Here is a 13,305-nt window from a genome sequence, read left to right as displayed (position 1 = left end):
CGAGTCCGCGACGCGTCGTCCGGACCGCAGAGAGATGTCGCGTTCGTGCGAGATCCCCCCCCGGCGACGACGACGACGTGACGGCGGGCGAACTCAGCCATGTGTGTTCCTCTGCGAAGGGGTACGGTGAAGCGAAAATGCCTGATCAGGACAGGTTCGGCGGCGGCGAGCTGACCGTGGAGCGGCTGACGGACGAGGCGGTCCGCGCCGTCGGGCCGAACGTCTCGATGAGCTCGAGCTCGTCGTTCACCACGGAGGCCAGGCGCTTGACGCCGACGCGGATCTGGTCAGAAGTGGGGTAGCAGAACGACAGGCGGATGTTGCCGGCTCCGCGACCGTCGGCGAAGAAGGCCGTGCCCGGTGTGTAGGCGACGAGCTCCTTGACGGCGCGCGGGAGCATGCCCTTCGAGTCGAGCGAGTCCGGCAGGGTCAGCCACACGAAGAAGCCGCCGTTCGGCACCGTCCAGTGCAGATCGGGCAGGAACTCCCCCCAGCGCGGACAGCATCGCGTCGCGGCGCTCGGCGTACAGGCCGCGGAAGGTGTCGATCTGCCCCTTCCAGTCCGCTGCGTCGAGGTACGCGTTGACGACGTACTGACCGAAGGAGTTCGGGGCGAGGACGGCCGACTCGTTCGCGAGCACGAGCTTCTCGCGGATGGCGTGTGGCGCCAGGGCCCACCCGACGCGGAACCCGGGCGCGAGCGTCTTCGAGAACGAGCCGAGGTAGACCACGCCCTCGTCGTCGATCGACCGGATGGCCTGTGGGGCGGGCTCGTCGAACCAGAGCAGCCCGTACGGGTTGTCCTCGAGCACGAGGATGCTGTTCGAGCGGCAGATGTCGAGGACCTCGATGCGGCGCTCGCGGCTCATCGTGACCCCGGCGGGGTTGTGGAAGTTCGGGATCGTGTACAGGAACTTCATCCGCTTGCCAGCGGCCCGGAGACGGCCGATCGTCTCGCGGAGGGCCTCCGGGACCAGTCCGTGCTCGTCCGTCGCCACGTGCACCGTCTCCGCCTGGTACGACCGGAACACACCGATGGCACCGACGTAGGACGGCGACTCCGCCAGGACGACGTCACCCGGGTCGATGAACAGCCGCGTCACGAGGTCCAGGGCGTGCTGGGACCCCGTGGTGACCACGACGTCCTCCGGGCTGGCACGGATGCCCTCCAGGCTCATCACGTCGACGATGTGCTCACGGAGGGGTCGGTGTCCCTGCCCACCGCCGTACTGCAGCGCCATGGCGGCGTCCTCCTGCATGACGCGGTCGATGGAGCCCGTGACGAGCTCCCGCGGCAGTGCGGAGACGTACGGCATGCCGCCGGCGAGCGAGACCACCTCGGGCCTCGACGCGACGGCGAACAGAGCTCGGACCTCGGAGGCGCTCAGCCCGGCGGTGCGCTGGGCGTAGGAGTCGTACCAGGGGTCGAGACTGTTGCCGTTCGTCATCGAGTTTCCTCCACTCGGTCGTTCTCGCCACAGTACGACATGCAACCGGGCATCCGTCGGTCCGCGACGAGGCCGATCGTCGATCGGTGGCCCGCTCCGGCCTGGAGGCCCGCCCCGCGTCCGCCCCGCCCGGCGCGCGGACATCGGCCCGGGACAGGCGAACGCCCCGCCCTCCGATGGAATGGAGGACGGGGCGTCCGGGTCTGTGGTGCGGGTCCCGCTCTACCGGTTCCGCTGTGCCGGTTCCTCAGGCGAGGAAGTCGGCGAGGTCGGCCTCGAGGGCCGGCTTCGGCTTGGCGCCGATGACGGTCTTGACGACCTCGCCGCCCTTGAAGACCTTCATCGCCGGGATCGACGTGATCTGGTAGTTCATGGCCGACTGCGGGTTGTCGTCGACGTTGAGCTTGACGATCTCGATCTTGTCGGCGTGCTCCGCGGCGATCTGGTCGAGGATCGGCGACACCGCACGACACGGGCCACACCACTCGGCCCAGAAGTCGACGAGGATCGTCTTGTCGGACTTGAGGACTTCGGCCTCGAACGTGGCGTCGGTGACGGCCTTGGCGTTGCTCATGTTTGCTCCTTCGACGGAAGTCGGTTCGGTGAGGGGAACGTGGTCCACGGACCGGGCATTCCCCCCGGTCGGCCGCGCCCGGGTCAGACCCGCGCGGTGACGTCGATGATCGCCTCGGTCGGGGTGACGCCCTCGGCCTGGTCGGTGATGCTGTGGTCGAGGTCGGCGAGGTACTTCTCGGCGTCGAGTGCGGCCACGGCACCGGAACCGGCGGCCGTGATCGCCTGGCGGTACGTCGGGTCGAGCACGTCACCGGCGATGAAGACGCCCGGGACGCCGACCGCGCGGGACGAGCGGCCCTCGACCGCGAGCGTGCCCTCCGGGGCGATCTCGAGCTGGCCGTGCACGAGGTGGGTGCGGGGGGGTCGTTGCCGATCGCGATGAACAGGCCGTCCAGCGCCATCGAGGACTCCTCGCCGGTGACGGTGTCCCTGAGCGTGACGCCCTCGACCGCCGTGTCGCCCGTGATGCCGGTGACCGTCTTGTTCCAGGCGAACTCGATCTTGGGGTCGTTCATGGCCCGGTCCTGCATGATCTTCGACGCGCGCAGGGTGTCCCCGCGGTGGATGATCGTCACCTTGTCGGCGAAGCGGGTGAGGAAGGTCGCCTCCTCCATCGCGGAGTCACCGCCGCCGACGACGGCGATGTTCTTCTGACGGAAAAAGAAGCCGTCGCAGGTGGCGCACCACGAGACGCCGTGACCGGAGAGGCGCTCCTCGTCCGGGAGGCCCAGGTGCCGGTACGCGGACCCGGTCGCGTAGACGACCGCGAGGGCCTCGTACGTCTCGCCGGAGCCGACGGTGACCTTCTTGACCTGACCGGTGAGGTCCACCGAGACGGCGTCGTCGTACAGGACTTCGGCACCGAACTTCTCGGCCTGCTCCTGCATCTTGATCATGAGGTCGGGGCCCTGGACACCCTCGGGGAAGCCCGGGAAGTTCTCGACCTCGGTCGTCTTGGTCAGCTCGCCGCCGGTCTCGACGCTCGAGGCGACGATGAGCGGCTTCAGCTCAGCGCGCGCGGCGTAGATGCCGGCCGTGAACCCGGCGGGACCGGAACCGATGATGATGAGCTCGCGCATGACTGCCCTTCCGTTGCGTGCCACCGAGACAACCCATGCTAGCCGCGGGCCATTCCCGGGCAGCCGTGAGCGTCAGGCCCGCGGACGTCCCCCCGTCTGGGCCCTGCTCAGCGGCCGAGTCGTGCCCGGACGAGGTCGACGGCGCTGCGCACCTCGGCGTTGCGGATGGCCGCCAGGACGCCGAAGTACACGGCCACCATGACGACCCCGCCGAGGACGACGGTGATGGCCGCGCTCGTGAAGTCCGCCATGGCGAAGCCGTCCTGGCGGAAGGCCCCGAAGAAGTGGACGACGACGAGGCCGACGGCGCCGGCCACGAGTGCGGCGACGACGAACTGCAGGTGCGACCGGGTGACCACCGGGCCCTCGATGCCGTCGAGCCGCCGACGGACGAGCACGAGCGCCACGATCGTCTGGGCCGACCCGGCGACGGTCGTGCACGCGGCGACGGCGAGACCGATGACCTGCCCGGGCAGCGCGGTCACGGCCAGGGCCCCGATGACGAACAGGCCCGACTGCACGAGCTGCATGAGGAACGGGGTCCGGTGGTCGTGCATGGCCCAGAACACCCGCTGGATGATGAAGAGCATGCTGAACAGCACCAGGCCGGGCATGTAGGCCAGCAGCACACCGCCGATGGACACCGCGCCCTCGAAGGTGTTCGAGAACATCCGGCCGAACGGCACCGCCACCACCATGAGCGCGACGGCCGAGAACACCGTGAACAGGCCGACGATCCGCAGGGACAGCGACAGGTTGCGGCGGACGGCGGCCAGGTCGCCGCGTTCGGCGTCGTGGCTCATCCGCGTGAAGTACGCGGTGGCGATCGACACGGCGATGATCGAGTGCGGCAGCATGAACAGCAGCCAGGCGTTCTGCAGCACGGCGTTGCCGGCGTTGCCGGAGCCGAGCGATGCCACGCGGGACTGCACGATCCCGGCCAGCTGCGTGACGAGGATCATCGCGAACAGCCATCCGGCCGCCGTCCCGGTGGCCTTGAGGCCGACGCCCCGCCAGCGGAAGTCGGGTCGGAAGGTCAGGCCGGCGCGCTTCCAGAAGAACGGCAGGAAGGCCGCCTGCGCGAGGACACCGAGGGAGGCGCTGCCCGCGAGCACCGCGATCTTCAGCGGCGTCCAGTCTTCCGTCCCCGCGTTCATCGTGCGGTTGCCGAACAGCGCGATGAACACGACGAGGCCGGCGATCGCGATGACGTTGTTGATGAGCGGCGCCCAGGTGAACGGACCGAACACCTGCTTGGCGTTGAGGACCTCGCCGAGCAGCGAGTACATCGCGTAGAAGAGGATCTGCGGCAGGCACCAGAACGCGAAGGCGACCGCCAGGTCCGTCGCCGCCGGGGAGAAGCCCTTGCCGTCGTCCGCCTGCGCGGCGTACACGCGGACCAGGACCGGGGCGAGCAGGGTCGCGATGACGGTGATCACGACGAAGACCGAGCCGCCGAGCGTCACGATCTTGTTCACGTAGGCGCGCCCGCCGTCGCCGTTCTGGCTCATCGAGCGGACGATCTGCGGGATGAGCACCGCGGAGAGCAGGCCGCCGGCGATGAGCGCGTAGATGTTGTTCGGGAGCTGGTTCGACACCGCGAACGCGTCCGCCGCACGGGAGTTCGCCTGCCCGATGGCGTACGCGAGCACGAACGTCTTCGCGAAGCCGAGCAGCCGCGACACCATCGTCCCGACCGCGAGCAGGGCACTCGCCCGTCCGAGGTCGCGTCCGCCCTCCGCTGCGGTGTCGACGTTCCCGGTCGTGGTGGGCGGGGTGGTGCTGATGGTCGGCTCCTCGGACGCACGGCGGTCGGTGGGCTGGCGACGGTCGTCACGGGTGCTGTCGTCGTCGTGGTGGTCTGCCGGGAGGCTCGACTGCACCCCGGCTCGCATGATCGCGTCCTCGAGCCGGTCGCCGTCGGCCGCCACCGTGTCGGTGCCGGAGCTGGCCGCGGCGATCGCGGTGGCGGCCCCGGGAACGGGGGGCGGCCCCGGGGACGGGGCTCGGGCCTCCAGGCGGGGTGTCGACGGCGGGCTCCCCCCGGCGCCGGCGGCTGGACCTCGAGCGGACGGTTCGGGTCCTCGTCCTCGGGCTCGGGCTCCCCGTTGCGACGACGGAGTCGGCGCCGCACGTTGCGGATGATGCCGAAGCCGAAGACTGCGATGACCGCGATGGCGGCGACGGCCGTGATGACCGTCTCCCACTGCGCCTGCACGTTGATCTCGACCGTCGCGGGCGTCGAGATCCGGGCCCCGGTCGCGCTCGTCAGCGACATCGACAGGGCGACCTTGCCGTTCGCGACCGACTGCACGGGGAAGGTGGTGCGGGTCGAGGAGCGGGGCTGGATGGTGACCTCGACCGCGTTCTGCTCGATGCGCAGGAACGAGTTCGACGGCGAGACGGTCAGGAAGACGGTGACGGCGTGGTCGGACCGGTTCCGCACCGAGATCGGCAACGAGGACCGGTCACCGAGCAGGGTGATGTCGCTCGAGTTGACGATGTTGACGCTGTTCACGGTCTCGTCGTTGTCGGCGACGAGCGTGTCGATCGCCGTCGAGAGGCCTTCGGGGTCGGCACGCCACGCGTTCGAGGCCGCCGCGAGGGTCGCGAGCCGGGCGGGGGGCGGTGACGGACGCGGGGTCCTGCACGGCGCTGGCGAAGTCGGTGAGGTCCTGCTCCGACCCGACCAGGCGGCGGAGCGTCTCGAGCCGGTCGTCGTCGACGCTGGCGCTCTGCAGCGTGAGCGAGCCGGGGGTGGCGTCGACCACGGTGGAGAAGTCCGTCGGCGAGACCCAGACGGTGCTCTCGAGGGTGTCCAGGGCCTGGTCGAGGCGGCTGGAGTCGGTCGGCCAGGACCGGTCGAGCGTGAGGAGGAGCGGCCCGGTCGCGGTGCCCTGGACGGCCACGGTCGCCAGGGTGGCGGTGAGTTCCGACATCGCGTCCGTGTAGGCGCGACCGTTCGTGGCACCGGCGGCGTCCCGGAGGAGCGCCGACATCGCCTGGTCGGCCACGAGCCCCTGCGTCGGACCGATGGACTCCGACGCGGCGACGGTGGCACCGGCACCGGCGGAGGTGTTGCCGCTCGAGACGATGGTGGAGCGGTACCCGGCCTCGCTGAGGGCCGGCAGGTCGTCGGTGGCGACGGTGCCGTCGGCGGGCCAGGCGACGGTGTCGAGCGTCCACGGGAAGTCGACGAGCGACTCCGACGTGGGGATGGTCGTCGGGGCGTCCGGCTCCGTGGTGCTGCCGTCGTCCGTCGGGTCGCCGGGGCTCGCGGGACCGGTCGCCGCGTCGGTGGCGCCGACACCGTCCTGGTCCGGTGCGTCGGTGCTCGAGGTCCCGGGGGGTGGCCCCGTCCGCGGGCATGGCCGTCGGGCTCGGGGTCGCGCCCGGGAAGCGGTCGTCCTCGACGGCGGCGGCGATCGCCTGGTCGAAGGAGATCGGCGCGGCGATGCCCGGCGACCCGGCCTGGTGGAGTCCGGTGACGTCGGCGTCCGCGTAGGTGAGCGGGAACTTCTCGTTCCGCAGGCCCTCCAGGCGCTCCAGCCAGGCCGTCGCGGTGCTCGGGGCGTCGTCCCCGAGGAGCCGGATCGACGCGATGATCCGCGGGTCGACGGCGAGGGCGACGCTGTGGTCCTCCGCTGCGTCGAGTTGCTGGGTCAGCGTGCCGTCGACCGCGGTGGCCGAGGCGAGCGCACCGGCGGTGAGCACGCCGTCCTCGGTCGCGGGCACCGTCACGGGCATCGCGACGGCGACGTCGACGGGCGCGCGGTCGAGCGCGGGGTTCCAGGTGAAGGCGGACCGCCCGACCGCGAACGTCGAGCCGGCTGCGTACGAGGCCGCGATGCGTCGTGCACCGAACGGGTTGAGCGTGCCGAGTCGGACGTCGGCGAACGGGACGCTGATGTCACTGACCGTGACGGAGCGGTGTGCCGGGACGACCGGGACGTCCACCTCGCCCATGGGCTCACCGGGGTAACCGTCAGGCGTGGTGTCGCCCAACCAGTCGGTCAGGATGTCCCGGGTCCCGACCACGGGTCGGATGATGTCGAGGTCGGCGCTCCCCCGCGGGCAGCGCGGCGTCCGTGTCGTTCGTCACGGTGAGGGACAGCGAGAGGTCGTCACCGAGCTCGAGGACCCCTCGCCCCGACGGGGTCAGCGCGACGGAGGTGGTGCCGGACTGTGCGGCGCTCGGATCGGCGGGCTTCGTGGTGGTGGCGGCGTCGGCGACGTCCATCGCGGCGGGCGCGATGACCAGACCGGTGGCGACCAGGGCGGACGCGGCGGCGGCGAGCACGGTACGGAGTATCTGCATGTGAGAGGGCCCTGGTCGTGAGCGGGCCACGACGAGTGTATGAGGCACGACCATGACGACAGGCGGGCGCGCAGGTGCTCGCCGTCATCATCTGGGATGATCGACGGCGTCATGCAGTCCGTAGCCCAGGCCGTCGAACGTCTCGACGCACTCGCCGCCACCGACACCGTCGACGTCCTCGCACGGGCGTTCGCCGCCGCCGGTCACGAGCTCGCCCTCGTCGGCGGGCCCGTCCGCGACGCCTTCCTCGGCCGCCCGGTGACCGACCTCGACTTCACCACCGACGCACGTCCGGACGAGATCCTGGCGATCGTCGGACCCCTCGCGAAGACGACGTGGGACGTCGGGCGCCAGTTCGGCACCATCGCCGCACTGGTCCGGGGCGAGCAGGTCGAGATCACGACCTACCGCAGCGACGTCTACGACGGCGAGACCCGCAAGCCCGAGGTCACCTTCGGCGACACCATCGAGGACGACCTGCTCCGCCGCGACTTCACCGTCAACGCGATGGCGCTCCGACTCCCCCCAGCGGGAACTCGTCGACGTGCACGGCGGTGTCGAGGACCTGCTCGCCGGACGTCTGGCGACCCCACAGGCTGCCCCGATCTCCTTCCGCGACGACCCGCTCCGGATGATGCGGGCGGCACGGTTCACGGCGCAGCTCGGGTTCACGGCGTCCGACGACGTCCGGGGCGCGATGTCCGACCTCGCCGACTCGATCGACATCGTCTCCGCCGAGCGCGTGCGGGACGAGCTCGTGAAGATGCTCAACACGTCCGACCCGGTCGAGGGGCTCCGGCTCCTCGTCGACACCGGGATCGCCGAGCGGATCCTGCCCGAGCTGCCGGCGATGAAGCTCGAGATCGACGAGCACCACCACCACAAGGACGTGTACGAGCACTCGCTCACGGTCCTGACCCAGGCGATCGGGTACGAGGCGGAGCGTCACCCCGGCGACGCCCCCCGACACCGTGCTCCGGCTCGCCGCGCTCCTGCACGACATCGGCAAGCCCGCGACCCGCAAGCTCGAGCCCGGCGGCGCGGTGAGCTTCCACCACCACGACCTGGTCGGGTCCAAGCTCGCGAAGAAGCGACTGCGGGCGCTGCGGTTCGACAACGACACGATCGCCTCGGTCGCGCGCCTGATCGAGCTGCACCTCCGGTTCTTCGGGTACACCGAGGGCGCCTGGACCGACGCCGCCGTCCGCCGCTACGTCCGCGACGCCGGCGACCAGCTCGAGCGGTTGCACGAGCTCACCCGCTCCGACGTCACCACCCGGAACCGTCGGAAGGCGGACCGGCTCGGCTTCGCCTACGACGACCTGGAGGCCCGGATCGCCGTCCTCGCGGAGCAGGAGGAACTCGACTCCATGCGTCCGGACCTGACGGGCGACGACATCATGCGCATCCTCGACATCCCGCCGGGGCGGGCCGTCGGCGAGGCGTACCGCTTCCTGCTCGAGGCGCGGATGGACGAGGGGCCGCTCGGCCCCGAGGACGCCGAGGCGCGCCTCCGCGCCTGGTGGGCGTCCCGCGACGCGTCCGCCTGACCGGCGCCGGTCGCTCTGCACAGCCGGTGGCGCGCCTCCAGGCCGTCCGCTACGATGGGCAGGTTGTCTCGCGCGCATGCAGCGTGCCGAGACACATGCATCAACCCTCCTGCCCCGGGAACTGCCCGGGGCCGCTGAGACCAGAGGAGGTGGGTTCCGCATGCACCAGTACGAACTGATGGCGATCCTCGACCCCGAGATCGATGAGCGCACCGTCGCTCCCAGCCTGGACAAGTTCCTCGCGGTCATCCGCAACGACGGTGGCACCGTCGACAACGTGGACGTCTGGGGCCGTCGCCGGCTCGCGTACGAGATCGCGAAGAAGAACGAGGGCATCTACGCCGTCGTGAACTTCACGTCGTCCGCCGACTCCGCCAAGGAGCTGGACCGCCAGCTCGGTCTCTCCGAGGCCGTCCTGCGCACCAAGGTCCTCCGCGCCGAAGAGGGCATGGCCCAGGTCGCCGCTCAGAAGGAGCGCGACGAGGCCCGTGCCGCCCGCAAGGCCGCCAACGCGTCGGCTTCGGCCGCCACGACCGCGAGCGCCGAGTAGCCCGTGGCCGGCGAAACCGTCATCACGGTGGTGGGCAACCTCACCGCGGACCCGGAGCTGCGCTACACGCAGAACGGGCTCGCCGTGGCGAACTTCACCATCGCGTCGACCCCTCGCACGTTCGACCGTCAGGCGAACGAGTGGAAGGACGGCGACGCGCTGTTCCTCCGTGCGAGTGTGTGGCGCGAGTTCGCCGAGCACGTGGCGGGGTCGCTGACGAAGGGCTCGCGCGTCATCGCGCAGGGTCGTCTCCGTCAGCGTTCCTACCAGGACCGTGAGGGTCAGCAGCGGACGAGCATCGAGCTCGAGGTCGACGAGATCGGCCCCTCGCTCCGGTACGCGACCGCCCAGATCACCCGTGCACCGGGTGGCAGCGGCGGTGGCGGCGGGCGCGGCCAGGTCGGCGGCGGGGGGCAACTCCGGCGGTGGCTTCGGCGGCAACTCCGGTGGCGGCGGTCAGTCCGACGCACCGTGGTCCCCGCAGGGTGGTCAGCAGGGCGGCGGCAACGCACAGTCGAACGACGTGTGGAGCACCCCCGGCGGCACCTACGACGACGAGACCCCGTTCTGATCCGCGACCACACGGTCTGACGGACACACAACTTCTCTCTCTGTAAGGAAGAACAATGGCTGGAAAGAGCACCGGCGACCGCCGGAAGCCTCGCGGCAAGGGCGGCAAGAACGCCGCTCCCGCGAAGGCGATCAAGGTCGGCGTCATCGACTACAAGGACGTCGCGACCCTGCGCAAGTTCATCTCGGAGCGTGGAAAGATCCGCGCCCGTCGCATCACCGGCGTCTCCGTCCAGGAGCAGCGCCTCATCGCCCGTGCCGTGAAGAACGCCCGTGAGATGGCGCTCCTCCCCCTACGCCGGCTCCGGCCGCTGATCGGAGGTCGACACATGTCGAAGCTCATCCTCACCCACGAGGTCTCCGGCCTCGGTTCCGCCGGTGACGTCGTCGACGTCAAGAACGGCTACGCCCGCAACTACCTGATCCCGCAGGGCTTCGCCGTGTCGTGGTCGAAGGGCGGCGAGAAGCAGATCGAGTCGATCCGTGCAGCTCGCACCGCGCGCGAGCTCGCCACCATCGAAGAGGCACAGGACCTCAAGATGAAGCTCGAGAACGCCACCATCCAGCTGTCGGTCAAGGCCGGCAAGGACGGTCGTCTGTTCGGCTCCGTCCGCCCGGCTGACGTCGCTGACGCCGTCCAGGCGCAGGGCGTCGGCTCGCTCGACAAGCGCAAGGTCGAGGTCCCCGCGACCATCAAGACCGTCGGTGACCACGAGGCCACCGTGCGTCTGCGCGAGGACATCGTCGCGACCATCTCGCTGAAGGTCGTCGCCGCGAAGTAGCAGCACACAGCACCGCCGGAGGGCGGGTCTCCCACCACGGGAGGCCCGCCCTCCGTCGTTCCCGCACCGGGTGCACGACCGCGCCCTGCACGGTTGCCCTCCCGGCGTGTCGGAAGGGGTCGGAACCGCTCCGGAGGCCCTGGTCGGCTGAGGGGTTCCGGTGCAAGGAACACCGATGGCCGGTTACCGCCGGCCCCCGCCCTGCGCCTGGGAGCCACCCGAGTGGGACCGGATCACGAGGCCGTTTGTCAAGTCGGTTCTGCACAGTGGAAGGCTCGTAGGTGAACCTTCGACTCGCAGTTGAAGTCGAGTTCTCCACACACGGTGTGGAACGAAAAAGTCCCGATCAGGAGTCGAAAGTGTGTTCTCCGGCGGAGTTCTCCACAGCGGAGTGCACAACCATCCACACAGGTCTCCGGCGTGTTCCGCAATCGATCCACAGAGTTGTCCACAGGTGCTGTTGCTGGGGATAACTCTGTACCCGTAGCGTGAGCCAGCGACTCGGGGATGTCGGTCGCCCGGGGTAGAACTGCTCGGTGGGGGACGGTTCGGCGGGTCGTCCGCCAGCACCGCCATGGACACCACACCGCCGTGAGCACCGCCCCGCCATGAACACCGCCCCGCCATGAACACTGAGGAGCACCTGTGTCGATCGCGCATCTGGAGCCGGCCCCCCCGGGAGTACGCCGAGCGGAACGCCGACCGGACTCCCCCCGCACGACATGCTCGCGGAGCAGTCGACGATCGGCGGCATGATGCTGTCGAAGGACGCCGTGGCCGACGTCATCGAGACCGCCCGCGGTGTCGACTTCTACATCCCCAAGCACGAGGTCATCTTCGACGCGATCCTGTCGCTGTACTCCCACGGTGAGCCGACCGACGTCATCGCCGTCACCGACGAGCTGACGAAGACGGGCCTGCTGTCCCGCGGTGGTGGCGCCGAGTACCTGCACAGCCTGACCAGCATGGTCCCGACCGCGGCGAACGCCGGGTACTACGCGGCGATCGTGGCCGAGAAGGCCGTCCTCCGTCGTCTGGTCGAGGCCGGTACCCGCATCGTGCAGATGGGCTACGCGAGCGAGGGTGAGGTCACCGACCTCGTCAACAGCGCGCAGGCCGAGGTCTACAACGTCGCCGGTGGTGTGCAGACCGAGGACTACGTCCCCCCTGACCGAGGCCATCGGCACCGCCATCGACGAGATCGAGGCCGCGAAGGGTCGCGACGGGCAGATGACCGGCGTCCCGACGGGGTTTGCCCAGATGGACGCCCTGACGAACGGTTTCCACCCCGGACAACTCATCATCGTGGCCGCCCGACCCGCACTCGGAAAGTCGACCCTGGCGCTCGACCTGTGCCGCGCCGCCGCGCTGAAGCACAACCAGACCGCCGCGTTCTTCTCGCTCGAGATGGGCCGCGCCGAGATCGCCATGCGTCTGCTCTCCGCCGAGTCGAGCGTCCCGCTGCAGAACATGCGCAAGGGCACCGTCGACACCCGCGACTGGACCACCATCGCGCAGACCCGCGGGCGCATCAACGACGCTCCGTTCTTCATCGACGACTCCCCCCAACATGACCCTCGTCGAGATCCGTGCCAAGTGCCGGCGCCTGAAGCAGCAGCACAACCTGAAGCTCGTCGTCATCGACTACCTGCAGCTCATGACCTCGGGCAAGAAGGTCGAGAGCCGCCAGCAGGAGGTGTCCGAGTTCTCCCGTGCGCTCAAGCTCATGGCGAAGGAGCTCCAGGTCCCCGTCATCGCACTGTCGCAGCTGAACCGTGGACCCGAGCAGCGTGCCGACAAGAAGCCGATGATCTCCGACCTGCGTGAATCCGGGTCGATCGAGCAGGACGCCGACATGGTCATCCTGTTGCACCGTGAGTCGGCGTACGAGAAGGACAACCCGCGGCAGGGTGAAGCCGACCTGATCGTGGCGAAGCACCGCAACGGGCCGACGGACACGATCACGGTGGCGTTCCACGGGATGTTCTCGCGGTTCGTGGACATGCCGCAGTAGGGGAGTGTTGTCGTCCGCCAACTAACTTGTCCGACTGCCACTCAACGTGTCTGAAATATCGACATGGACGCGTTGTTTGGCAGCGACGATGATGAGGCCCTCGTCGTGCTCGGGGCAGTGCGTAGTGCGGAGTTGCGCGACCGGTCGGTGGCCTCGGCTCGCCCTTCGATAGGGACGGACCCGAGGCGCGGGTAGTCGCCCTGAGAGGCGGAAGGTCAGGTCATGACGGTCGTCTTGGTCAATATCACCGTCACTCTCAACGACTACGAGGCCGACCGGATCGAAAAGTTCGCAGCGAACGTGATCGTCACGAGCAACCGTCCGACGGAAGAGGTCACGAGCGACACCCGTGACCGCATCGACAACGCGGTGGGGCTCCGGGACCGGATCTCGGTTGCGCGTACCGCTGCGGAGAAGG

General features: G+C 69.7%; 7 protein-coding genes and 7 pseudogenes. 8 read left to right on the top strand and 6 right to left on the bottom strand.

Annotated features, from left to right (window positions below; all coding sequences use genetic code 11):
• Positions 1-145: 145 nt before the first annotated feature.
• The 5 genes and pseudogenes from DEJ15_RS02105 to DEJ15_RS17435 all read right to left on the bottom strand — a co-directional run.
• Positions 146-1,448, bottom strand: a pseudogene (locus DEJ15_RS02105) (aminotransferase-like domain-containing protein).
• 247 nt (positions 1,449-1,695) lie between these two features.
• A complete protein-coding gene (gene trxA / locus DEJ15_RS02100) occupies positions 1,696-2,022 on the bottom strand; it encodes a thioredoxin (protein WP_110825783.1) in 327 nt (108 codons plus the stop codon).
• An 83-nt stretch (positions 2,023-2,105) separates the two neighbouring features.
• A pseudogene (trxB, locus tag DEJ15_RS02095) lies at positions 2,106-3,103 on the bottom strand (thioredoxin-disulfide reductase).
• Between the two features lie 107 nt (positions 3,104-3,210).
• Complete coding sequence (gene murJ / locus DEJ15_RS02090; RefSeq protein WP_284175530.1) at positions 3,211-5,034, bottom strand: murein biosynthesis integral membrane protein MurJ; 1,824 nt, start codon at positions 5,032-5,034, stop codon at positions 3,211-3,213.
• Positions 5,035-5,279: 245 nt separating this feature from the next.
• A pseudogene (locus DEJ15_RS17435) lies at positions 5,280-6,234 on the bottom strand (DUF6049 family protein); the annotation flags it as partial.
• Between the two features lie 218 nt (positions 6,235-6,452).
• Between DEJ15_RS17435 and DEJ15_RS02080 the strand changes: the two are divergent.
• Positions 6,453-6,608, top strand: coding sequence for a hypothetical protein (locus DEJ15_RS02080; RefSeq protein ID WP_284175528.1), 156 nt, complete (start codon positions 6,453-6,455; stop codon positions 6,606-6,608).
• Positions 6,609-7,085, top strand: a complete 477-nt coding sequence (locus DEJ15_RS02075) for a hypothetical protein (protein WP_284175527.1) — start codon at positions 6,609-6,611, stop codon at positions 7,083-7,085. It abuts the gene before it with no gap.
• 3 nt (positions 7,086-7,088) lie between these two features.
• Here the strand turns inward: DEJ15_RS02075 and DEJ15_RS02070 are convergent, their stop codons facing one another.
• Positions 7,089-7,421, bottom strand: a complete 333-nt coding sequence (locus DEJ15_RS02070; protein ID WP_284175526.1) for a DUF6049 family protein — start codon at positions 7,419-7,421, stop codon at positions 7,089-7,091.
• 111 nt (positions 7,422-7,532) lie between these two features.
• On the opposite strand from DEJ15_RS02070, the pseudogene DEJ15_RS02065 reads away from it, so the two are divergent.
• The 6 genes and pseudogenes from DEJ15_RS02065 (at position 7,533) to dnaB (ending at position 12,887) form a co-directional block, all read left to right on the top strand.
• A pseudogene (locus DEJ15_RS02065) lies at positions 7,533-8,971 on the top strand (CCA tRNA nucleotidyltransferase).
• Between the two features lie 160 nt (positions 8,972-9,131).
• Positions 9,132-9,521: a 30S ribosomal protein S6 gene (gene rpsF, locus DEJ15_RS02060; RefSeq protein ID WP_110825785.1), complete on the top strand. Its 390-nt coding sequence runs from the start codon at positions 9,132-9,134 to the stop codon at positions 9,519-9,521.
• A 3-nt stretch (positions 9,522-9,524) separates the two neighbouring features.
• A pseudogene (locus tag DEJ15_RS02055) lies at positions 9,525-10,092 on the top strand (single-stranded DNA-binding protein).
• Between the two features lie 55 nt (positions 10,093-10,147).
• Positions 10,148-10,372 (top strand): annotated as a pseudogene (gene rpsR, locus DEJ15_RS02050) (30S ribosomal protein S18); the annotation flags it as partial.
• 48 nt (positions 10,373-10,420) lie between these two features.
• A complete protein-coding gene (rplI, locus tag DEJ15_RS02045; RefSeq protein WP_110825787.1) occupies positions 10,421-10,873 on the top strand; it encodes a 50S ribosomal protein L9 in 453 nt (150 codons plus the stop codon).
• A 722-nt stretch (positions 10,874-11,595) separates the two neighbouring features.
• Positions 11,596-12,887, top strand: a pseudogene (gene dnaB / locus DEJ15_RS02040) (replicative DNA helicase).
• The last annotated feature ends 418 nt before the right edge of the window (positions 12,888-13,305 follow it).

Origin of the sequence: Curtobacterium sp. MCJR17_043, from assembly GCF_003224315.2 — a bacterium.
In the GTDB taxonomy this organism is placed as follows: domain Bacteria; phylum Actinomycetota; class Actinomycetes; order Actinomycetales; family Microbacteriaceae; genus Curtobacterium.
The sequence above is the reverse complement of the archived record's forward strand: the minus strand, read 5'-3'. Positions and strand labels throughout refer to the sequence as shown.

Bases quoted from the DNA above. Each gene is read 5' to 3' on its own strand.
- trxA (WP_110825783.1), bottom strand. From the start codon at position 2,022: ATGAGCAACGCCAAGGCCGTCACCGACGCCACGTTCGAGGCCGAAGTC.
- DEJ15_RS02070 (WP_284175526.1), bottom strand. From the start codon at position 7,421: ATGCAGATACTCCGTACCGTGCTCGCCGCCGCCGCGTCCGCCCTGGTC.
- rpsF (WP_110825785.1), top strand. From the start codon at position 9,132: ATGCACCAGTACGAACTGATGGCGATCCTCGACCCCGAGATCGATGAG.
- rplI (WP_110825787.1), top strand. From the start codon at position 10,421: ATGTCGAAGCTCATCCTCACCCACGAGGTCTCCGGCCTCGGTTCCGCC.